At 61.8% G+C, this 21,783-nt stretch carries 15 protein-coding genes; 10 read left to right on the top strand and 5 right to left on the bottom strand.

The features are described 5' to 3' along the window. Window positions 1–50 precede the first annotated feature (50 nt). From NBH21_RS16595 to lysS, 5 genes are all read left to right on the top strand, one after another. The gene (locus NBH21_RS16595; RefSeq protein WP_250915355.1) at window positions 51–746 is read left to right on the top strand and encodes a TetR/AcrR family transcriptional regulator; all 696 of its coding nucleotides are present in this window, start codon (window positions 51–53) and stop codon (window positions 744–746) included. A 110-nt stretch (window positions 747–856) separates the two neighbouring features. After that, a complete protein-coding gene (locus NBH21_RS16590) occupies window positions 857–1,612 on the top strand; it encodes a TerC family protein (RefSeq protein ID WP_250915354.1) in 756 nt (251 codons plus the stop codon). Window positions 1,613–1,763: 151 nt separating this feature from the next. Next, window positions 1,764–3,533: an SLC13 family permease gene (locus NBH21_RS16585; protein WP_250915353.1), complete on the top strand. Its 1,770-nt coding sequence runs from the start codon at window positions 1,764–1,766 to the stop codon at window positions 3,531–3,533. Between the two features lie 560 nt (window positions 3,534–4,093). Continuing rightward, on the top strand, window positions 4,094–5,548 hold the full coding sequence (gene gltX / locus NBH21_RS16580; RefSeq protein ID WP_250915352.1) for a glutamate--tRNA ligase: 1,455 nt from the start codon (window positions 4,094–4,096) through the stop codon (window positions 5,546–5,548). A gap of 41 nt (window positions 5,549–5,589) precedes the next feature. After that, on the top strand, window positions 5,590–7,083 hold the full coding sequence (lysS, locus tag NBH21_RS16575) for a lysine--tRNA ligase (RefSeq protein WP_250915351.1): 1,494 nt from the start codon (window positions 5,590–5,592) through the stop codon (window positions 7,081–7,083). A 97-nt stretch (window positions 7,084–7,180) separates the two neighbouring features. Here the strand turns inward: lysS and NBH21_RS16570 are convergent, their stop codons facing one another. Both NBH21_RS16570 and NBH21_RS16565 read right to left on the bottom strand, forming a co-directional pair. Next, entirely contained in the window at window positions 7,181–8,047 is an 867-nt protein-coding gene (locus NBH21_RS16570) for a hypothetical protein (RefSeq protein ID WP_250915350.1), read from the bottom strand. Between the two features lie 191 nt (window positions 8,048–8,238). Next, window positions 8,239–9,780 carry a putative sodium/potassium/calcium exchanger gene (locus tag NBH21_RS16565; protein WP_250915349.1) on the bottom strand — a complete coding sequence of 514 codons (1,542 nt, stop codon included), beginning with the start codon at window positions 9,778–9,780 and terminating at the stop codon, window positions 8,239–8,241. A 242-nt stretch (window positions 9,781–10,022) separates the two neighbouring features. Between NBH21_RS16565 and NBH21_RS16560 the strand changes: the two genes are divergently transcribed. From NBH21_RS16560 to NBH21_RS16545, 4 genes are read left to right on the top strand one after another with little or no spacing between them, the layout of a single operon-like run. Further along, window positions 10,023–10,913 carry a metal ABC transporter substrate-binding protein gene (locus NBH21_RS16560; protein ID WP_250915348.1) on the top strand — a complete coding sequence of 297 codons (891 nt, stop codon included), beginning with the start codon at window positions 10,023–10,025 and terminating at the stop codon, window positions 10,911–10,913. Window positions 10,914–10,930: 17 nt separating this feature from the next. Beyond that, window positions 10,931–11,815, top strand: a complete 885-nt coding sequence (locus tag NBH21_RS16555; RefSeq protein ID WP_250915347.1) for a manganese/iron ABC transporter ATP-binding protein — start codon at window positions 10,931–10,933, stop codon at window positions 11,813–11,815. After that, window positions 11,808–12,680: a metal ABC transporter permease gene (locus tag NBH21_RS16550; RefSeq protein ID WP_250915346.1), complete on the top strand. Its 873-nt coding sequence runs from the start codon at window positions 11,808–11,810 to the stop codon at window positions 12,678–12,680. The genes NBH21_RS16555 and NBH21_RS16550 overlap by 8 nt, the downstream gene beginning before the upstream one ends. Further along, a complete protein-coding gene (locus NBH21_RS16545) occupies window positions 12,677–13,534 on the top strand; it encodes a metal ABC transporter permease (protein WP_342452015.1) in 858 nt (285 codons plus the stop codon). The genes NBH21_RS16550 and NBH21_RS16545 overlap by 4 nt, the downstream gene beginning before the upstream one ends. Here the strand turns inward: NBH21_RS16545 and NBH21_RS16540 are convergent. The 3 genes from NBH21_RS16540 to NBH21_RS16530 form a co-directional block, all read right to left on the bottom strand. Then, on the bottom strand, window positions 13,521–14,747 hold the full coding sequence (locus NBH21_RS16540; protein WP_250915345.1) for an aromatic ring-hydroxylating oxygenase subunit alpha: 1,227 nt from the start codon (window positions 14,745–14,747) through the stop codon (window positions 13,521–13,523). The genes NBH21_RS16545 and NBH21_RS16540 overlap by 14 nt on opposite strands. A 181-nt stretch (window positions 14,748–14,928) precedes the next feature. After that, window positions 14,929–17,394 carry a GcvT family protein gene (locus NBH21_RS16535; protein ID WP_250915344.1) on the bottom strand — a complete coding sequence of 822 codons (2,466 nt, stop codon included), beginning with the start codon at window positions 17,392–17,394 and terminating at the stop codon, window positions 14,929–14,931. Continuing rightward, a complete protein-coding gene (locus NBH21_RS16530; protein WP_250915343.1) occupies window positions 17,391–19,841 on the bottom strand; it encodes a GcvT family protein in 2,451 nt (816 codons plus the stop codon). The genes NBH21_RS16535 and NBH21_RS16530 overlap by 4 nt, the downstream gene beginning before the upstream one ends. Window positions 19,842–20,013: 172 nt before the next feature. Between NBH21_RS16530 and arsA the strand changes: the two genes are divergently transcribed. Then, window positions 20,014–21,777 (top strand): arsenical pump-driving ATPase, encoded by a 1,764-nt coding sequence (gene arsA / locus NBH21_RS16525; protein WP_250915342.1) that lies wholly within the window; start codon window positions 20,014–20,016, stop codon window positions 21,775–21,777. Window positions 21,778–21,783: the final 6 nt, after the last annotated feature.

Here is a 21,783-nt window from a genome sequence, read left to right as displayed (position 1 = left end):
AGAGCCCGACGCACCGCCTCTGGTTCAATTTCCTTAATTTTCGGACACCCATGGCTCGCCAACCCAAAAAGGTCTCAGATCTAGCCGTAACGGACATCGCTTCCGCCACTCCCTCTTCCAGCCGCTTTGCCGCTGGAGAGGACCCGGTGAAGCGCGGCCAGATCCTTGATGGCGCCAAGCGTGTATTTATGAAAATGGGCTTCGACGCCGCCAGCATGAACGACGTCACCCGCGAGGCCGGGGTCTCCAAGGGCACGATCTACGTCTACTTCGACAGCAAGGAAGACCTGTTCGCCGCGCTGATCGAGCGCGAAAAGGGCCGTTTCACCGAAACCCTGCGCGACATGCTCGCCGACAGCCAGGACGTCGAGGACGGCCTGCGTCGCTTCGGCCTCGCTTTTGCACGCCAGATCCTGACCGGAGACATGATCCCGGCCATGCGTACCGTTCTCGGCGTGGTCGACCGCATGCCCGGCGTGTGTCGCCGCTTCCTGTCCGCTGCTCCGGCCAACGCCCGCACGGTTCTGGAGGAATTTCTCCGTCGCAAAGTGGCCGAGGGCGCTCTCAAGTCCGTCGATGAGGAACTCGCCGCCCGGCAGTTCATCGATCTAGCGACCGGAACCTACTTCAAGCTCAAGCTGTTCAACGAACTGCAGACCCCCCCGGACAAGGCGGAAGTCGAGCACGTCGTGGACAGCGCGATTTACGTCTTCATGTCGGCTTACGGCCCCGATCGGAAGTGCTGACGTCGCATCACGGCAAGTTTTTTCCGCGCAAGCCTTTGGCGCCCTTGTTCTCTGTGGGGTAATACTCCATTTGTTGACCTCGGCCCGAAACTGCTAACCGGAAAGAGCTCATGCAGGAAATCACTGCTCTGCTACAGGATCCCGCCGCCTGGATCGCCCTGATCACCCTTGTTGTCATGGAGGTCGTCCTCGGTATCGACAACCTCGTCTTCATTTCCATCCTGACCAACAAGCTACCGCCGGAGCAGCGTGAAAGCGCACGCCGCATCGGTATCGGCCTTGCGCTCATCATGCGTCTCGCCCTGCTTGGCACGGTCGCCTGGATCGTCAAGCTGACCGCACCCGTTTTCGAGGCTTTCGGTCATGGCTTTTCATGGAAGGACATCATTCTGATCGCCGGCGGCCTGTTCCTCGTCTGGAAGGCAACCAAGGAAATTCACCACAATGTCGATCCGCAGGAAGAGGGCGAGGACTTCATCGCTTCTTCCAGGAACGGCACCTTCGCCGCCGCCATCGGCCAGATCCTGCTTCTCGACCTCGTTTTCTCCGTCGACAGCATCATCACCGCCGTGGGCATGACGGAACACCTGCCGATCATGGTCGCAGCCGTCATCATCGCGGTGACCGTCATGCTGGTCGCTGCCACGCCCCTTGCCAACTTCATCGAAAAGAACCCGACGATCGTCATGCTGGCGCTCGGCTTCCTGCTGATGATCGGCACGACCCTGATCGCCGACGGCATGGGCTTCCATGTGCCGAAGGGCTACGTCTACGCCGCCATGGCCTTCTCCGGACTGGTCGAGGGGCTCAACATGCTTGCCCGGCGTAAGCGTCAGGCGGAACGAGCGGCAAAGAAGCTGCATTGAGCCGTGCAAGTCCCTCGTTGAATGGCCCGCCTCGTCGCGGGCCGTTTTCTTTTGCGACCGGCCAGGGAGCGGACTTGGGAACAAACGGGCCGGGCGCGACATTTCCTCCCCGACGCCCACCTGCTGCTCGCTGCAACCTCTCCGGAGCCCGATGACAACCGAACAGATCCTCGCATTCGCCGTCATCGCCATCATGATGGCGACTTTTCTCTGGGGTCGCTTTCGATATGACATTGTTGCCTGCGCGACCTTGCTGATCACCGTCGCCCTGGGGCTGGTGCCGGCAGCGGATGCGTTTTCCGGTTTTTCCGACGATATAGTCGTCATCGTCGGCAGCGCGCTCGTGGTCAGCGCCGGGGTCGCCCGTTCCGGCATCGTCGACGCCGCCATCAAGCGCTTCTTCCCAACACTGAACTCGGTCCGCGGGCAGATGCTGCTCCTGCTCGTGACCGTGACGGTGCTTTCCGCCTTCATCAAGAACATCGGCGCGCTGGCGATCATGATGCCGGTCGCCTTCCAGTTCGCCCGCCGTTCCGGCATACAGGCTTCGATCTTCCTGATGCCGATGGCGTTCGGCGCATTGCTCGGCGGCCTGATGACCCAGATCGGCACCTCGCCGAACATCGTCGTCTCGCGGCTGCGCGCCGAAATCTCTGGCGCTCCCTTTACCATGTTCGACTTCACCCCGGTCGGCGCCACTCTGGCCCTGGCCGGCATCGTCTTCCTGATCTTCTTCTATTGGCTTGTGCCCAGACGGGAGAACCAGACACCCTCGCTGCAGGAAGCACTCGAAAGTTCAACTTTCTCGACAGAGGCCACGCTCGGCAAACAGTCGCCTTTCGTCGGCAAAACCCTGAACGAACTTCTTTCCCTCGGTGCGGGAGAGGTGATCGTCGCCGCGATCCTGCGCGGACACACCCGCATCTCGCCCTTTCCCGACGTGAAGCTCAAGGAAAACGACGCGCTGCTGCTGGAAGGCCCGTCCGAGGCGCTGGACGGCATCGTATCGCGGGCAAACCTTTCCCTCTCTGGCGGACCGATCAACAGTGGCGACAGGAGCGGCGAAATCACCTCGATCGAGGCAGTCGTCAGTCGTGACTCCGCGCTCATCGGCCTTTCTGCTCGCGACCTCTCGCTGTTCAACACCTATGGCGTCAACCTGCTGGCGGTCAGCCGGCAGGGCAAGCGCATCCGCGAGCGGCTGGGCCAGCTCACGTTGCGCTCCGGAGACGTCGTCCTTCTCCAGGGCCAGAGACAGGCGCTTCCGGGACTTTTGCTCGAACTCGGCTGCCTGCCGCTTGCCGAGCGCGAGATCCTGCTCGGCACCCCGCGCAACGCATTTCTGCCGCTTGCCATCCTTGCCGTCGCCATGGTGGCGACAGCGCTCGGTCTCGCGCCGGTCGCGGTCGCCTTCTTCGCTGCTGCGGTTGCCATGGTGATCCTGAAGGTCATTCCTCTCAGCGAGATTTACCGCGCCATTGATGGACCGATCCTCGTCATGCTCGGCGCCCTGATCCCGGTTTCGGAGACGCTGAAAACGACGGGAGCGAGCGACGTGATCGCCGGCTGGCTCGAGCGCACGGCAGAAGGCATGCCCGCCTATGGCGCGCTGACCCTCATTCTGGTGACGGCGATGGCCGTGACGCCTTTTCTCAACAATGCAGCCACCGTTCTGGTCATGGCGCCGATCGCCGCAAGCTTCGCGACCGGCCTCGGCTATAGGCCGGACGCCTTTTTGATGGCGGTCGCCATCGGCGCCGGCTGCGATTTCCTCACGCCCATCGGCCATCAATGCAACACGCTTGTCATGGGTCCCGGCGGTTACCGGTTCGGCGACTATGCTCGTCTCGGCCTGCCACTCTCCATTCTCATCGTCGTGGTCAGCATCCCCGTTCTGCTTCTCGTTTGGCCTGTGACTTAGAGCAACTCCAGCCAAGGCGTGCACCGGTTTTGCGTCGGGGATTGCGAGGAGACCAAGAGATGGAGCATTGAAAGCGCCGCCGTTTTCGCCGGCAAGACTCTTGGCAAAACAGATCAGAAAAGAGGCCCGCACCATGGGTGCAGGCCTCGCAGGTAGGGGATCGGGGAGAACGCGGGCCGGACGATTAAGGGGCTCGTCTGCCAATTCGTTGGCCACGGAGAGAAACCGGAAAAATCTCCATGTTCCCCATCACCGTCGCGTCCGGTTGGCGCAACCCGCGTTCGCAATATGAAACGAGACAAAACGCCGTTCGTTCCGAAAGAACCGAAAAAAATGTGAAGCGGCGTCGCCCTGCCCTGCCGGCAGGGCTGCCATGATCCGCCACGCACGCAGTTTCCCTTGACGCCTGCGGCTGAATATGGCCTAAGCCTGCCTGCGGAAAATACGGCAATTGGTGCGCTTGGCGACGCCTTTTAACGGATTCCGCCCGAAATTTTCCCTTATTCGCTGATCCTGCGCATTGCGCTCGATTATCCGCACGTCACCACGAGCAAGATACCATGAGCACTTCCGGCGTTCGCGTCCGCATCGCACCTTCCCCGACCGGCGAGCCGCATGTCGGCACCGTCTATATCGCTCTCTTCAACTACCTCTTCGCAAAGAAGATGGGCGGCGAGTTCATCCTGCGCATCGAGGACACCGATGCCACCCGCTCGACGCCGGAATTCGAGCAGAAGGTGCTGGACGCGCTCAAATGGACGGGACTGAAATGGAGCGAAGGCCCCGATGTCGGCGGCCCCTACGGCCCCTACCGCCAGTCCGAGCGCAAGGATATCTACCGCCCCTTCGTCGAGCAGATGGTTCGCGACGGCCATGCCTTCCGCTGCTTCTGCTCGCCAGAGCGCCTGGAAATAATGCGCGAAGCCCAGCGCGCCAAGGGCCTGCCGCCGAAGTATGACGGTCACTGCCTGAACCTCAAGGCCGAGGAAGTCACCGAGCGCATGGAAGCCGGTGAGCCCTCCGTCGTGCGCATGAAGATCCCGACCGAAGGTTCCTGCGACTTCAACGACGGCGTCTATGGCGACGTATCGATCCCGTGGGAAGCCGTCGACATGCAGGTCCTGCTCAAGGCCGACGGCATGCCGACCTATCACATGGCGAACGTCGTCGACGACCACCTGATGAAGATCACCCACGTCGCTCGCGGCGAGGAGTGGCTGGCTTCGGTGCCGAAGCACATCCTGATCTACAAGTATCTCGGTCTCGAGCCGCCGAAGTTCATGCACCTGTCGCTGATGCGCAATGCCGACAAGTCCAAGCTGTCGAAGCGCAAGAACCCGACCTCGATCTCCTATTACTCGGCGCTCGGCTACTTGCCGGAAGCCCTGATGAACTTCCTCGGGCTGTTCTTCATCCAGATTGCCGAAGGCGAAGAGATGCTGACCATGGACGAGCTTGCCGAAAAGTTCGACCCGGACAACCTTTCCAAGGCCGGCGCGATCTTCGACGTGCAGAAGCTCGACTGGCTGAACGGCCGCTGGATGCGCGAAAAGCTGACGCCCGAGGAGTTCCTCGCACGCGTCTTCGAATGGGCCTCGGAAAACGATCGCCTGACGGAAGGCCTGAAGCTTGCCCAGAGCCGTATCTCCAAGCTCGGCGAATTGCCGCAGCTCGCCGGCTTCCTGCTGGCGAACGATGTAGGCCTGACGCCTGCCTCCTTCGCCGGCCTCAAGACCTCCCCGGCCGAAACGCTGGAGATCGTCAACACGGTGGCCTTCGATCTCGAAAAGATCCTCGAATGGAACGTCGAGACGATCGAGCAGGAACTGCGCGACATTTCCGACCGCCTCGGCAAGAAGCTGCGTGTCGTCACCCCACCGCTCTTCGTCGCGGTGTCCGGCAGCTCGCGTTCGCTTCCGCTGTTCGACTCCATGGCGCTTCTCGGCCGCTCGGTCGTGCGCCAGCGCCTCAAGGTCGCATCGCAGGTGCTGACCTCGATGGTCGGCGCGCAGTAAAAAAGTCTCGATCGGCGAACGGCCGTTACAGGAACGAATGAATGTCTGAAACGAAGAACGAAACCGCCCTTTCCTCCGACGCCACCGAAGTGCGCGCCCAGAAGCTTGCGAAACTGCGCGAAACGATCGGCGACGTCTATCCGGCGCATTTCCACCGCACCATGACCAACGCGGAGCTTTCGGCGAAATACGAAGCCCTGGAGCCGGACACCGAGACGCAGGACGTCGTGACTGTCGCCGGTCGCGTCTATTCCTCGCGCAATTCCGGCATGTTCATGGACATCCATGACGCCTCGGGCAAGATCCAGATCTTCAGCCACAAGGACGTCACCCCGGAAGCAGCCCGCAACATGCTGGCGCTGATCGACCTCGGCGACATCATCGGCGTCACCGGCACCGTGCGCCGCACCAAGCGCGGCGAACTGTCGATCAACGCCCGCGAAATCACCATGCTGACGAAGACGCTGCTGCCGATGCCCGAAAAGTGGCACGGCGTCTCCGACATCGAAATCCGCTACCGCAAGCGTCATCTCGATCTTCTGACCAACGAGGAATCGAAGCTTCGCTTCCTGCAGCGCTCGAAGATCATCTCCGGCGTTCGCCGTTTCATGGAAACGGACGGCTTCATGGAAGTCGAGACCCCGATGCTGCAGACCATCTATGGCGGCGCGACGGCAGAACCCTTCAAGACCCACCACAACACGCTGAAGATGGACATGTACCTGCGCATCGCGCCGGAACTGTTCCTCAAGCGCACGCTGGTCTCCGGCCTTGCCGACAAGATTTTCGAGATCAACCGCAACTTCCGAAACGAAGGCGTCTCGACCCGGCACAATCCCGAATTCACCATGATGGAGTGCTACTGGGCCTATGCCGACTACGAGGACGTGATGGACCTCGTAGAGCGTCTGTTCGCCAGCCTCGCGACTGCCATCCACGGCACCACCGAAGTGCCCTATGGCGACAAAGTCCTGTCCTTCAAGGGGCCGTTCCGCCGCATCTCCATGCCCGGCTCCGTCAAGGAAAAGACCGGCATCGACTTCCTCGCCATCAAGACGGATGAGGAAGCGCGCGCCGCTGCCCGTCACGCCGGCTTCGAAATCGAGAAGGACGCGACCTGGGGCGAATGCCTTGCCTTCATCTTCGAGGAAACCGTCGAAGGCGATCTCATCCAGCCGGCCCACGTCATCGACTTCCCGAAGGACATCTCGCCCTTCGCCAAGGAAGTCCCGGGCGAACCGCGCCTCGTCGAGCGCTTCGAGACCTATGTCAACGGCTGGGAACTCGGCAACGCCTTCTCCGAACTCAACGATCCGGAAGAACAGCGCTCCCGCATGGTCGAGCAGCTTGCCCAGGCCCACGCCCGCGGCGAGAGGGAAAAGGCGCTCGATGACGAGTTCCTCGACGCCATGGACCAGGGCATGCCGCCCGCCGGCGGTCTCGGTATCGGCGTCGACCGCCTGATCATGGTGCTGACCAACGCGCCGTCGATCCGCGACGTCATCCTCTTCCCTGCCCGCCGCAACAAGGACTGAGACAGGACCGGACCGGGTTCCAGAGAGGCGGCTGAAGGCCGCCTCTTTTCTTCCTGCGTCTCGGCTTTGTTCCGATAGCGTTGCAGGAACAGGCATTCTAATCGGCGGCAAAGCTCCATACGATACGGCCGTGCAACGGTGCACTGACCTGCTCCGAATTGTGGGAAGCCGAGCCTAGACCCTTGATCTCGGCAGATCCACTCCAAGCGCCAGGGCGACCTGACGGCTGGTCGTAGACAGTCAGAAACTGCTCTCCCTCGACAAGCGACACCGCCTTCTCATCGGTAAACGCCTCGACCCCGAGCGTGACCCCAACCGGCAGGGAAACCGGAAGACGAAGGCTCATCGTATTCGCCGCCTTGTCGATGGTCATCTCGACCCTGCAAAGCGTGTCGGTCAGGCGCTCGTCGGCGACCGGAAGGTTCCGGCTGCCATTACGGGAAAACCTGTAGGGTCGCGCCGCTTCCGGCGGCGGAATATAGACACCGCTCAGCGTATCCACGACCGTCAGGATTCCCCTTGCACAGGTGCCGGTACGGTCGCCGGCAAAATTCTGGAATCGTCCCGGCTGCTGCCCCGTCATCTGCTGGAAGACATTGCCGCCATTACCGGCTGCAGCAAACTCCATCATCACATGGGCAAGGCAAGCCTGATCGCCACCACAGGCATCGATCCTGCCTTTCAATCCCCGCATTTCCGGCGAGAGTTCAGAACCGGCAGGCTTCCCCGAGACGATGGGCAATCCGTCATTGCCGACGTCGACCATCCCGAACTCGACAGCCATTTCTCTCTTCGCATCGATTGCCGCCCATTCGACGCCATTCGGCATATCGGCCCGCTGCGATCCGGCAAGCTCCAGCCTCACTGTCAACCGCCCTCTCGAATTGCCCTCGAACGGATCATTCGCGGCGGCAAGATTGGCGGACAATAAAAACAGGCCCGCAGAAACAACGGCAAAGCGCACGAAAACTCCCCCTTCGTCCAAACGAAGGACAAGTCATACCGGGCGGCCATTTTGACGCAATGTCGCAAGATCGGGAAAAAGTTATGAGGGAGCGCAAAGACTTATGCGATCCAGCCGGCTACTGCGTATAGCGACGGACACGGCCCATGGCATGGCAGGAATGCCACCCGGGCGGCATTCCGCGACATCAGTCAGTGACTGGCTTCAGCCTGCTGCTCGGCATCCTTGCTGTCGCTTGCCTTGGGCGGCAGCACGAGGCTGTCCTCGGCCGGGATAACGGCAGCCGGCTGTTCGTCATGCGCCTTTGCCGCATCGGCGGAGGGCTCATGCTCCGCCGGAGCCGTCGCAGCCTTGACCGGGGCACGCATCTTCGCGAGCCACGCAGCGCCCGCCGCATCGGCCTCGGTGCTCATCTCGCCACCCCCGTGATCCGTCACGGGGGCTTCGGCCTTCTTCGCTTCTTCGGACTTCGCTGCCGGCGCATGGGCCTGCTCACCGGCCTGCTCGCCATGCGAACCGTCTTCTTCCGCCGGCGCTGCCGGAACGCTCGCCTGCTCGGCAGGTACGATCTTCTGGCCAGCGCCTCCGAACGGCAGCGGCTTGACTTCCTTCTCCCCGAAAATCATGCCAGTGACCGAGCCGAGCCAGCCCTTAGTCGCTTCGGCAGCGACCGGAGCGGCGGCAACTTCATGTCCCGGAGCAGACACCTCGGCTCCATGGGCGCTGGCCTGCTTGCCCGCCGTCGTGTCGTGCGGCATTTCCGCAGCCACCGGCTTCGCTTCGCCGTGCCCGGCATCTTCTTCGGTTGCAGCCTGTTCGGTAACGGGTTCACCATGGCCCGCCTCGCCTTCGGCGGCAGGTGCGGCTGCATGGTCTTCAGAACCGGGAGCGGCAGCTTCTTCCTTGTCGCCTCCGAGGATCATGCCTTTGATCGAGGCGAACCAGCCCTTGTTCGTGGCTTCGGTTCCTTTGGGTGCAGCCTCGCCATGTCCTTCGGCCGAAGCCTCCGCACCGTGACCTTCGGCGGGGGCCGCTTCGCCATGGCCGGACGCCTCGCCGTGACCCGACGACGCGCCTTCCTCCTTGGCTTCCCCATGACCTTCGGCGGGCTTGGCCTCGCCATGCCCGTCGGAAGCGGCACCGTGTCCATCCGGCGTCGCGACCTCGGGCTTCACACAGTCCGTACGGTCGTCGAGCAATGAAACGAGCTGACCGATATCGTCTTCCGTCAGGTTGATCTTTTCGCCATAGAACTGACCGATTTCATTGGCCGGCTTGTCGATGTAGCGCGCAGTAAACATCTGACCGCCGGCATGTTCCGGCACGCGCGAGGGATCGGAAATAAAGAGCACATCGGCCCCCACGGCACGACCGCGCATATCGGGCACCGTCTTTGGCCCCTTGGTGTCGAGCACCACCACCTGAATCAGGTCCGGCTTCATCTCGTCGTGAATAACGCTCGCCACGCGCAGCGCGGTTCTGACCCGCGCAAGGCCGTCTTCGGTTTCAGCGGTGGTAATGTACTTGCGGATCCAGAATCGGTCTTTCTTCTTAACGGTGACGGTCTTCACCTCGGTGCAGGCAAGGCCGTTCAATTGAGCGTAGGAGGGGCCGAGGATCTTGTCCGCACCGATATAGACGGCCGTGGCTCCGGTCGTGCCGCACAGCACCAGCACACCGCCGAATGCGAGGACCAGCTTGCGTGAGATATGGATCTTGCCGATACCCTTCACGCCGAATACCCCAACATCGCGTTGCCCCGCTCTTTTACGCAATACTGAGGCGATACTTGTCACAACGTTGTTGAAGAAGGTTTAATCTCGGCGAAACAATCCTCGTCAATTGACACCTATCGTTCCCATTCCCGAGGCGCCTGCCGCTCTTAATTGCAAATAATTCGCAATAGCGTTGACAAGCCGGAATTCCGCGTTACCTTTAATTGCGAATTATTCGCAAAAACTTTTCGGAGTCCTGAATGTTGATACGCTTCCTCCCCGCGCTGGCGGCGCTCGCCCTGCTCCTTCTGCCTCAAGGGGCGGCTGCGGCCGAACGGCTCAAAGTCATCACGACCTTCACTGTCATCGCCGACATGGCGAAGAATGTTGCAGGCGATGCGGCGGATGTCGAAAGCATCACCAAGCCGGGAGCCGAGATCCACAACTACCAGCCGACGCCCCGCGATATCCTGAAGGCCCGCGACGCGAACCTCGTCCTGTGGAACGGGCTCAACCTCGAACGCTGGTTCGAGAAATTCCTCGCCAATCTCGGTGACGTTCCCTCCGCTGTCGTCAGCGATGGCATTCAGCCGATGAGCATTTCCGGTGGCGCCTATGACGGCAAGCCGAACCCTCATGCCTGGATGTCGCCGGAAAATGCGGTGATCTATGTCGAAAACATCCGCAAGGCTCTGAGCGCCGCCGACCCGGACAATGCCGCAACCTACGCCGCCAATGCCGCCGCCTATTCCGAGAAGATTAAGGCGGAGATCGGCCCGCTGAAGGCCGAGATCGACACGCTGCCGGCCGACAGGCGGTGGCTGGTCACCAGCGAAGGCGCATTCTCCTATCTCGCCCGCGATCTCGGCCTGAAGGAACTTTACCTCTGGCCGATCAATGCCGACAGCCAGGGCTCCCCCCAGCAGGTGCGTGCCGTCGTCGATGCTGTCAGGGAAAACAATATCCATGTCGTCTTCAGCGAGAGCACGGTGTCCGACAAGCCCGCCCGTCAGGTCGCCGCCGAAACCGGCGCGGCCTATGGCGGCGTGCTTTATGTCGACTCCCTCAGCGAAGCCGATGGCCCCGTCCCCACTTATATCGACCTTCTACGCGTGACCGTCGCCACTGTAGCAAAAGGCCTCACACAATGATCATGGGAAGTACCGGCATGGCTGCCAATCGCGAAGGCATCCGCGCCGAAGACATCACCGTCACCTACCGCAACGGCCACACAGCCCTTCGCCATGCAAGCTTTGCCGTTCCCAAGGGCACAATCACGGCACTCGTCGGCGTCAATGGCGCCGGCAAGTCCACCATCTTCAAGGCCATCATGGGCTTCGTACCATTGGCAGCCGGCAAGATTTCGGTGCTCGGAATGCCCGTCCGCGAAGCCCTGCGCCAGAACCTTGTCGCCTATGTGCCGCAGGCCGAAGAGGTCGACTGGAACTTTCCGGTACTGGTCGAAGATGTGGTGATGATGGGCCGCTACGGCCACATGAATTTCCTGCGCATTCCCGGCCGCCGCGATCATCAGATGGTGGACGAGGCGCTTGCCCGCGTCGGCATGAGCGATTTCCGCAAACGCCAGATCGGCGAACTCTCCGGCGGTCAGCGCAAGCGCGTCTTCCTCGCGCGCGCGCTCGCCCAGGAAGGACAGGTGATTCTGCTCGACGAACCCTTCACCGGCGTCGACGTCACCACCGAGGAACAGATTATCGCACTGATGCGGGATCTGAGGGCCGAGGGCCGTGTCATGCTGGTTTCCACTCACAATCTCGGCAGCGTTCCGGAATTCTGCGACCGGACGATTTTCGTCAAGGGAACCGTCATCGCATCCGGCCGGACGGAGGAAACTTTCAACGAAGAGAACCTCAAGATCGCCTTCGGCGGCGCGCTTCGCCACTTCGTGCTCGGCGGCACCGAACTGCACGACGACGCAGACAGCCGGCAGGTCAAGGTCATCACCGACGACGAACGCCCCTTCGTCATCTATGGCTCCCCTGAAACGGAAAACCGGACGGAACGACCGGAAGCGGAGAGGGTCGATGATTGAGGTCCTCCTCGAGCCTTTCGGCTACGACTATATGCGCAACGCCATTTTCGTCAGCGCGCTCGTCGGTGGCGTCTGTGGCTTTCTCTCCTCCTACCTGATGCTGAAAGGCTGGTCGCTGATCGGCGATGCGCTCTCCCATGCCATCGTGCCGGGTGTCGCCGGCGCCTATATGCTGGGCCTGCCCTTCGCCTTCGGCGCCTTTATCTCCGGTGGTCTTGCGGCAGCCGCCATGCTCTTCCTCAACCAGCGCACCCGCCTCAAGGAAGACGCCATTATCGGCCTGATCTTCACCTCCTTCTTCGGCCTTGGCCTTTTCATGGTCTCGCTCTCCCCCGTTTCGGTGAACATCCAGACTATCGTGCTCGGCAACATCCTCGCCATCACGCCGGCCGATACGCTGCAACTGGTCATCATCGGCGGCGTCAGCCTCGTCGTCCTGACGGCCAAGTGGAAGGACTTCATGGTCGCCTTCTTCGACGAGAACCACGCCCGCTCAATCGGCCTCAGGCCGGATCTGCTGAAGGTGATCTTCTTCACGCTGCTCGCCGGTTCGACTGTCGCCGCCCTCCAGACCGTCGGTGCCTTTCTCGTGATCGCCATGGTGGTGACCCCGGGCGCAACCGCCTACCTGCTCACCGACCGCTTCCAGCGCCTCATCCTCATGGCCTTCGTAATTGGTGCGGCTACGAGCTTTATCGGCGCATACATCAGCTATTTCCTCGACGGAGCGACCGGCGGCGTCATCGTCGTGCTGCAAACCGCAATCTTCCTGACCGCCTTCGTCTTCGCGCCGAAGCATGGCCTTCTGGCCGCCCGCCGCCGCGCCCGCGCAGCACTCGCCAGCCCCATGGAGGCGACACGGTGAACGACACGCTCGAACTTCTCATCCTGCCCTTCCAGCTTCCCTTCATGCAGTCGGCCTTCGTCATCACGCTGATGATCGCCATACCTATGGCGCTGCTCTCCTGTCTGCTGGTGCTGAAGGGATGGTCGCTGATGGGGGATGCGGTCTCCCACGCCGTGCTGCCGGGCATCGTGATCGCCTATATCGCAGGAATCCCGCTTGCCATCGGCGCCTTTATCGCCGGCCTTACCTGCGCGCTATTGACCGGCTATCTCAAGGAAAACAGCCGCATCAAGGAAGATACCGTCCTCGGCATCGTCTTTTCCGGCATGTTCGGCCTCGGCCTGGTGCTTTACGTGAAGATCGAAAGCGACGTGCATCTCGACCATATTCTATTCGGCGACATGCTCGGCATCCTGCCGTCCGATCTTCTGGAAACCGGCCTGATCGCGCTTGCCGCGACGATCTTCCTGGTGATCCTGCGCAAGGATCTTCTGGTGCAGGCCTTCGATCCGCAGCATGCCCGTGCCATCGGCCTGCCCGTCCGGCTGCTGCATTACGGATTGCTGGCGGTGCTATCGCTCACGGTGGTCGGCGCGCTGAAGGCCGTCGGCATCATCCTTTCCGTCGCCATGCTGGTGGCTCCGGGCGCAATCGCCTTCCTGATTACCCGACGGTTTCAGGCGATGTTGGTGACGGCCGTGGCCGTTGCCGTCACCGCTTCTGTCGCCGGCATCTACCTGAGCTTCCTGATCGACAGCGCCCCTGCCCCGACCATCGTCCTCCTGATGTCAGCCATGTTCGTCGCCGCCTTCCTGCACACCGTCTGGAAATCGCGCAACAGCCAGCGATCAGCCGCCGTCACGGACGGCTGATCTCCTCTAGATACCAGTTGATGTAGCGCAGTTCGTTCTGCTCCATCGGCGCAATCGGCCCCGGTTCGTAGAAATGCGAGCGCACGCCGCGCGCGGTGTGTTCGATGATCGCCTTGTCCTCGTCGGTCGTCACGCGCCAGAGCCAGGTGAGCTTTTCGAAGTCGTAGTCGATGCCCGCCTCCGCCTTGCCGTCGACCAGCCAGATCAGCTCCATCTCGCAGGTATCGACCGTCTTCGGGATGAAGCGGTAGATCATGCCGTGGTCGGCGTAGCAGACGAGGAAGCTCGTGCCGCCGAGATGGATCGAGGTAACGCCCCCGTCGAAATCGGTGAAACGCCCCATCAGGGTACTGAGCGGCTGACCGTCCTTGCTGCCGGTCTTCACGCCGTCATAGAGGGCATAGCGGAAGGCATGGATCGTCTCCTTGCCGCAGGCCGAGGACTGCCAGTGGTTGCCCGATCCGATCTCGATGCCGAGCGCGCAGGTCCGCGCCTCCATGGCGGCGTTCAGCTCCTCGATCATATGCAGCGGCTGTTCCAGCGCGTGTGTTTCGGAATACTCCGGATGGGCCGGACCGCAGTGATAGCACTCGACGTAGTTTTCGACCGCAAGCTTCCAGTTCGCGTCGATCACATAGCTCTGCCGATGGGCGACCCTGGCATTGGCCCAGCCATATTGACCGCAGGTCGCGTGCAACAGCGCTTCGACCTCGCTGAAATCGAGTGGTTCCTTCGCAAAGGAAATGAACACCAGCCCCTCTACCACCCGCACATGCGCCTTCTTCAGCCCATGCGCCTGCCGGTCGAAGTCCTTCGGCATCAGCCGCGCGGCCTTGAGCGCACCGTCATTGCCGTAGGTCCAGGCGTGATAGGGACAGACGAAGGCCTTGGCGTTACCCTTCTCCTTGGTGCAGACCTCGGCTCCGCGATGACGGCAGAGATTAAGCAGCGCATGCACGCTGCCATCCGCCCCGCGCGTCAGGATCACCGCTTCTGACCCAAGCTTGAAAACCTCGAAATCGCCGGGATTGGGAATGACGCTCTCATGCGCCAGACAGTGCCAGTGGCGAAAGAACACCCGCTCCATATCCCGCTCGAAGATCGCGGGATCGAGATAGAACGGCCGCTCCAGCGCATAGTCCGGCCGGTATGCGGAAACGAGCCTGTCGATGGGGTCAGGCTCCGTCACTCTGCTGATCTCTGATGCGAGCATGAATGGATCTCCATTAAACAGACCGGAAGACCGCGTTCCGGCGCACGTATTTCGAATTTGTTCACGTTCTGGGGCAGGCTCTGCCCCTCATCCGGCTGCCGCCACCTTCTCCCCGTAAACGGGGAGAAGGTTAGGGTGAGGGGCAATTCCTTCTCACTCGGCAGACCGCATCATATGCCGCTCACATCTTCACCCGTTCCGCCTTCGGATCGTACATCGGTGCGAGCGAAGCCTCGGCCGCAAACCGTTCCCCGGCGATTTCGATCTCGTATTTCGATGCCAGAACGTCGGCTGCGCTCTCGCCCTCGCAGGGCACATAGCCAAGGCCGATCGCACCTTTAAGAAAATGGCCGTAATTGCCTGACGTGATGGTGCCGACGATCTGTCCGTCGCGGACCAGCGCCTCGTTGTGAAAGACCAGCGGTTCCGGATCGATGAGGCGCAACTGCATAAGCCGGCGCTTCAGCCCCTCTTCCTGCTTTTTCAGCACCGCATCCCGGCCGATGAAATCGCCTTTGCCGGTTTTCACCGCAAAGCCGAGCCCCGCCTCCAGCACATGGTCTTCGTCGGTGATGTCATGCCCGAAATGGCGGAACGCCTTTTCGATGCGGCAACTGTCGAGCGCGTGCAGACCGCACAGCTTCAGCCCCAGACCTTCGCCGGCATGTTCCAATGTCTCGAAGACATGCGCCGCCTGATCCGACGAGACGTAAAGCTCCCAGCCCAGTTCCCCGACATAGGTAACGCGATGGGCGCGGGCGAGGCCATAACCGATCTCGATCTCGCGGGCCGAACCGAACGGATGGGCCGCATTGGAGAAATCGCTCGGGCTCACCTTGTTGAGCAGTTCACGCGATCTCGGCCCCATGACGCAGAGAACGCTTTCCGCAGCAGTCACATCGGTCACCACCACGAACTCGCCGGGCAGAAGGTTCTTCCGCAGCCAGGCAAGGTCGCGCTGGAGCGTTGCGCCCGGAACGACGAGGAAAAAGCTAGTCTCGGAAAGCCGCGTCACCGTCAGGTCGCTTTCGATGCCGCCCCGGCTGTTGAGCATCTGCGTATAGACGATCCGGCCCGCCTCGACGTTCATCTGGTTGGCGCAGAGCCGCTGCAGGAAGGCGAGCGCATCGCGGCCCTCCACGCGGATCTTGCCAAAGGATGTCATGTCGAACAGGCCGACGCCTTCGCGCACCGCCATGTGTTCGGTACGCTGGTTGTCGAACCAGTTCTGCCGCTTCCAGCTGTAGCGATATTCCTTTTCCTGCCCCACTCCGGCAAACCAGTTCGCCCTCTCCCAGCCGGCTACCTCGCCGAACACGGCGCCGCGCTTCTTCAGGTGCTCATGGATCGGCGAGCGGCGCACGCCCCGCGCCGTTGCCATCTGCCGGTAGGGAAAATGGTCCGCATAAAGCAGGCCGAGCGTTTCGGTCACGCGCTCCTGCAGATAGAGGCGATTCTTCTGGAAAGGCTGTGCACGGCGGATATCAACCTCCCATAGATCGAAGGGCGGCTCGCCATCGTTCATCCACTGGGCCAACGCCATGCCGGCCCCGCCGGACGAGACGATGCCGATGGAGTTGTAGCCGGCTGCCACCCAGTATCCCTTCAGCTCCGGCGCCTCACCGAGATAATAGCGATCGTCAGGCGTGAAGCTTTCCGGCCCGCAGAAGAAGGTATGGATGCCGGCCGTCTCCAACATCGGCATGCGCCTCACCGCCATTTCGAGGATCGGCTGGAAGTGATCGAAATCGTCGGGAAGCTGGTCGAAGCAGAAATCCTCGGAAATACCATCCATGCCCCAGGGCTTGGCCTTCAGCTCGAAGGCGCCAAGCAGCATCTTGCCGGCATCTTCCTTGTAATAGGCCTGCTCGTCCGGCACCCTGAGCACCGGAAGCTGGCCAAGTCCCGGCACCGGCTCGGTGACGATGTAGAAATGCTCAGCCGCATGCAGCGGCACTGTCACACCGGACTGCGCGGCGAGATTGCGCCCCCACATGCCGGCGGCGTTCACCACGTTCTCTGTCTCGATCACATGGCGCTCGCCGGCCTGCTCGCAGACGACACCCGTCACGCGGCCGTCCTTGGTCAGAACATCTATGACCTTGACGCCTTCGATCACCGTCGCGCCATGCTGCCGGGCGCCCTTTGCCAGCGCCATCGCGATATTGGCCGGATCGCACTGGCCGTCGAGCGGCAGATGCACCGCCGCCTTCACATCCGAGACGTTCAGATATGGATAAAGCTCCGTCACCCGCGCCGGATCGATTTCCTGCACATCGACATTGAAAGCTCGCGCCAGCGAAGCCTGCCGATAGATCTCCTCGCGCCGCTCGTCCGTCAACGCAACGGTGATCGAGCCGTTCTGCTTCATGCCCGTGCCGATGCCGGTTTCCGCCTCGAGCCGCACGTAAAGATCGCGCGAATATTTCGCGAGCCGCGTCATGTTCTGGCTGGCACGAAGCTGGCCGATCAGGCCGGCAGCATGCCAGGTGGTGCCGGAAGTCAGCTGCTTGCGCTCCAGCAGCACCACATCGGTCCAGCCGAGCTTGGCGAGGTGATAGGCAACCGAACAGCCGGATACGCCGCCGCCGATGATGACGGCCCTCGCCTTGGACGGAACAGGCTTCAGGGAAGTGGTATTGCTCATGCCTTCAGCCTCTCGTTCGATGCATCCCAGATCGCCTGATCCGGCTGTACGACCGCCTTGAACCGGTCGCCGAAAATCTCGACTTCTATCGTGGTGCCGGGTTCGCCGAGATCGGCGCGCAACATGCCGAGCGCAATGGACTTGCCGACCCGGTAACCCCAGTTGCCGGAGGTCGTTTCGCCGACCACCTGTCCGCCATGCCAGAGCGTCGACATATAGGGCGCATCGCAATCATCAGCCTCAACGACGAGCGTCACGAAACGCTTCGAGACGCCCCGCTGCTTCTCGGCCAGAAGCGCCGCCTTGCCCTTGAAATCCGGCTTCGACCAGTCGATGAAACGGTCAAGCCCGCCCTGCAGCACGGTGTAGTCGGTCGAAAGATCGCCCTTCCAGGCGCGATAGCCCTTCTCCACCCGAAGACAGTCCAGCGCCTCCATGCCGAAGGGTTTCAACCCGTGGCTCTTGCCCGCCATCCAGATCGCGTCGAAAACATTTGCCGTATCCTCCACCTTGGTGTGGATTTCCCATCCGAGTTCACCTGCAAAGGAAACGCGCACCAACTGGCACCAGCGCCCGCCGATCTGCGCCGACTGATGTGTCAGCCACGGGCGGGAAAGATCGGCGTCCGTGACATCGGCGAGGATAGCGCGGGAGTAAGGCCCAGTCAGGATCTGGCAGGAGAAGGCCTCGGTCACATCCTCGATAACGAAAGCGGCGTCGGCCGGCTTCAGCTTCAGAAGCCATTCGTAATCGTGCCACTGGGCGGTCGCAGCCGTGATGAGGAAGAAGAAATCCTCCTCGATCGCCATCACCGACATCTCCGTAACGATCCGGCCCTTGTCGTCGGCGAAATAGGCAAGCCCGATCCGTCCCGGCTTCGGCACGCGGCCGGTGATGATGGAGGAAAGCCAGTCGCGCGCACCAGCACCCTTCACCCGGTAGCGGGAGAAACCCGGCAGATCGAGAATGCCCGCCGCGTCACGCACCGCAAGACACTCCTCCTCGATCCGCGGGCTCCACGGCCCCTTGCGATCCCAGGTCTGGGTCGCAGTCTCGGAGGTGTCATCGCCCGGCTTCGCATACCACATCGCCCGTTCCCAGCCGTTATACGGCTTGAACTGGGCGCCGAGCGCCGCGATCCGGTCATGGATCGGGGAAAGTTTGCGATTGCGCCCCGCCGGCCAGTAGTGTTTCGGGAAATGCATCGCATATTCATGGCCATAGATTTCCATGCCCTTGGCGACACAATAATCGGGATCGGACGCGAAGGAGGTGTAGCGGCGCGGATCGCAGGACCACATGTCCCATTCCGTCTCGCCCTCGGTCACCCATTCGGCCAGCACCTTGCCAGCCCCGCCCGCCTGGCAGATGCCGAAGGTAAAGACGCAGGCCTCGAAGGCATTCGGCACGCCGGGCATCGGGCCGAGCAGCGGATTGCCATCCGGCGCATAGGGAATAGGGCCGTTGATCATCTTGGAGAGACCGGCCGTACCAAGGATCGGCACACGCTCGACGGCATCGTTGAGATACCATTCCAGCCGCTCCAGATCGTCGGGGAAGAGCTGGAAGGAAAAGTCCTCGGGCATCGGGTCGTCCTTCGTCACCCAATGCGCCCGGCAGGCTTTTTCGTAAGGCCCGAGGTTCATGCCGTATTTTTCCTGCCGGAGATAATAGGAACTGTCGACGTCGCGCAGCAGCGGCAGCTTGTGGCCTGCCTCCCGCGACCATGCCTCCAGTTCGGGAATGGTGTCGAACAGCATGTATTGATGGCTCATCACCATCATCGGCACATCGCGACCGAACAGCTTGCCGACCTCGCGGGCATAATATCCGGCTGCGTTGACGACATATTCGCAGCGGATCTCGCCAAGCGGCGTGGTCAGCACCCACTCGCCGTTTTCCCGGCGCGCCGCCGTGACGGGACAGAAGCGCACGATCTTCGCACCCATGTCGCGCGCGCCCTTCGCCAGCGCCTGCGTGAGTTGCGCCGGATCGATATCGCCGTCATAGGGATCGTAAAGCGCTCCGGTCAGGTCATGGATTTCGAGGAACGGATATTTCGACCGCATTTCGCCTGATGACATGATGTCGAGGTCCATGCCCTGATAGCGGCCCATGCCGACGACGCGCCTGAATTCCTGCAGGCGCTCCTTCGTATGACCGATCCGGAGCGATCCCGTGACGTGATAATTCATCGGATAGTCGACCAGCGCGCCAAGCTTCGCATAAAGCTCGGTCGAATAGCGCTGCATGTTCATGATCGACCATGAGGAGGAAAAGGTCGGCACATTGCCAGCCGCATGCCAGGTCGAGCCCGCCGTCAGCTCGTTCTTTTCCAGAAGCACGCAATCCGTCCATCCGGCCTTCGCCAGATGATAGAGCGACGAAGCCCCCACGGCCCCGCCCCCGATGATGACGACACGTGCCGATCCGGGCAGTTGAGACATCTATATTCCCCTCTTGTTTTGCCGTGAGCTTGCAGAAGGAAATGACGTTCATCAAGCGAGCGGATTTCGCTTTATTGATCGAAGAAGTCGATTAGATTGCTTGCCACAGATCAAGTCGCGACAGCGGTCGATGCCATAGGCTGGATGCACTGCAAAAATCAGGGAAGAGCAAATGGAACAGCTGACGCTATTGAACAGACCCAATCGCCACCTTTTTTTCACGGGCAAGGGCGGCGTCGGCAAGACGTCCCTGAGTTGCGCCGTGGCTATCGCGCTGGCTGACCGCGGTCTCAGGGTTCTGCTGGTGAGCACCGATCCGGCCTCGAACCTCGATGAAATGCTCGGCACGACGCTCACCGACGAACCACGGTCGGTACCCGGCATTCCGGGACTGTCGGCCATGAACATCGATCCCGAAACGGCGGCGGAGGATTACCGCAACCGCGTTCTCGAACAGATGGCTCCCTCTGCAAGCGCCAGCGACAAAGCCACCGTTCGGGAACAACTGTCCGGCGCCTGCACCACCGAGATTGCCGCATTCGACGAATTCGTAGGACTTCTGACCGGAGACGCGAGTGACTTCGATCACATCATCTTCGATACGGCTCCGACCGGTCACACCCTGCGGCTCCTCAGTCTTCCCAAGGCCTGGACGGGCTTTCTCGAAGCCAATGAGCGTGGGGCATCCTGCCTCGGGCCGCATTCAGGCCTCAAGATGCAAGAGACACGTTTTCGCGCGGCACTCGATTGTCTCGCGGACCCCGCGCGCACCACCATCATACTCGTCACCCGCGCCGACCGCGGCGCCATTCGCGAAGCGGCGCGCACTGCCGGAGAACTCGCCGAACTCGGCCTCTCCAATCAGATGCTCGCCGTCAATGGCCGGTTCACGCCGACGGATCCGAAGGACAAGATCGCCGTCGCCTTCGCGGCCGAACAGACATCGGCGCTTTCCGAAATGCCGGCTTCGCTCGCCGGTCTGCCGCGCGACGAAATCCCGCTTTTGCCTTTCGACATGGTCGGCCTGCCGGCCCTCCGCGCCCTGCTCTCAACGCCCTCCGCGCCACCGATGCAAGACCTGCCGCCGCTTGCCACTCCGGACCTGCCACGACTGTCGACACTGGTGGACGAGATCGCCGCAAGCGGCAAGGGGCTGGTCATGGTGATGGGCAAGGGTGGCGTCGGTAAGACCACGATTGCGGCGGCCCTTGCCGCCGGCATCGCGGCGAAAGGGCATTCCGTCCATCTGACGACCACCGATCCGGCCGCCCATCTTTCCTTCGTCGTTGGCGCCGAAACCATGCCCGGCCTGACAGTCGACCGGATAGACCCCGAGGTCGAGACGGAGCGATACATTGCCAAGATCATGTCGACGCGCGGTCGCGACTTGGATGACGAAGGCAAGGCGCTCCTGCGCGAAGACCTCGCCTCTCCCTGTACGGAGGAGGTGGCGGTGTTTCATGCATTTTCCCGCGTCGTCGGGGAAGCCCGCGGCAATTTCGTCGTCATCGATACCGCGCCGACGGGTCACACGCTTCTGCTGCTGGATGCCACTGGCGCCTATCATCGCCAGATGACCCGCCATCTTGATCCCGATGCCCCGGGACGGATGGTCACCCCGTTAATGCGCCTGCAGGACCCCGATTATACCAAGGTCATCCTCGTCACACTGCCGGAAACCACGCCGGTCTCCGAGGCCGGCGCATTACAGGACGATTTGCGCCGTGCCCATATCGAGCCCTATGGCTGGGTGATCAACAAGTCGATGGCGATCACCGGCACCTGCGATCCCCTGTTGCGGTCGAGGATCGCAGGCGAGGCTTCCCAGATCACCCGTGTCCGCGACCATTTCGCCAGCCGCGTCTATGGCGTCGACTTCCGCGCGCATCCGCCCCGGGGCCTCTCGGACCTTCGGCAAATGGCGCAAGAAACCTGAGTCCAA

This window comes from Ciceribacter sichuanensis (genome assembly GCF_024055605.1).
In the GTDB taxonomy this organism is placed as follows: domain Bacteria; phylum Pseudomonadota; class Alphaproteobacteria; order Rhizobiales; family Rhizobiaceae; genus Allorhizobium; species Allorhizobium sichuanense.
The sequence above is the reverse complement of the archived record's forward strand: the minus strand, read 5'-3'. Positions and strand labels throughout refer to the sequence as shown.

Bases quoted from the DNA above. Each gene is read 5' to 3' on its own strand.
- NBH21_RS16595 (WP_250915355.1), top strand. From the start codon at position 51: ATGGCTCGCCAACCCAAAAAGGTCTCAGATCTAGCCGTAACGGACATC.
- NBH21_RS16590 (WP_250915354.1), top strand. From the start codon at position 857: ATGCAGGAAATCACTGCTCTGCTACAGGATCCCGCCGCCTGGATCGCC.
- NBH21_RS16585 (WP_250915353.1), top strand. From the start codon at position 1,764: ATGACAACCGAACAGATCCTCGCATTCGCCGTCATCGCCATCATGATG.
- gltX (WP_250915352.1), top strand. From the start codon at position 4,094: ATGAGCACTTCCGGCGTTCGCGTCCGCATCGCACCTTCCCCGACCGGC.
- lysS (WP_250915351.1), top strand. From the start codon at position 5,590: ATGTCTGAAACGAAGAACGAAACCGCCCTTTCCTCCGACGCCACCGAA.
- NBH21_RS16560 (WP_250915348.1), top strand. From the start codon at position 10,023: ATGTTGATACGCTTCCTCCCCGCGCTGGCGGCGCTCGCCCTGCTCCTT.
- NBH21_RS16555 (WP_250915347.1), top strand. From the start codon at position 10,931: ATGGCTGCCAATCGCGAAGGCATCCGCGCCGAAGACATCACCGTCACC.
- NBH21_RS16550 (WP_250915346.1), top strand. From the start codon at position 11,808: ATGATTGAGGTCCTCCTCGAGCCTTTCGGCTACGACTATATGCGCAAC.
- NBH21_RS16540 (WP_250915345.1), bottom strand. From the start codon at position 14,747: ATGCTCGCATCAGAGATCAGCAGAGTGACGGAGCCTGACCCCATCGAC.
- NBH21_RS16535 (WP_250915344.1), bottom strand. From the start codon at position 17,394: ATGAGCAATACCACTTCCCTGAAGCCTGTTCCGTCCAAGGCGAGGGCC.
- NBH21_RS16530 (WP_250915343.1), bottom strand. From the start codon at position 19,841: ATGTCTCAACTGCCCGGATCGGCACGTGTCGTCATCATCGGGGGCGGG.
- arsA (WP_250915342.1), top strand. From the start codon at position 20,014: ATGGAACAGCTGACGCTATTGAACAGACCCAATCGCCACCTTTTTTTC.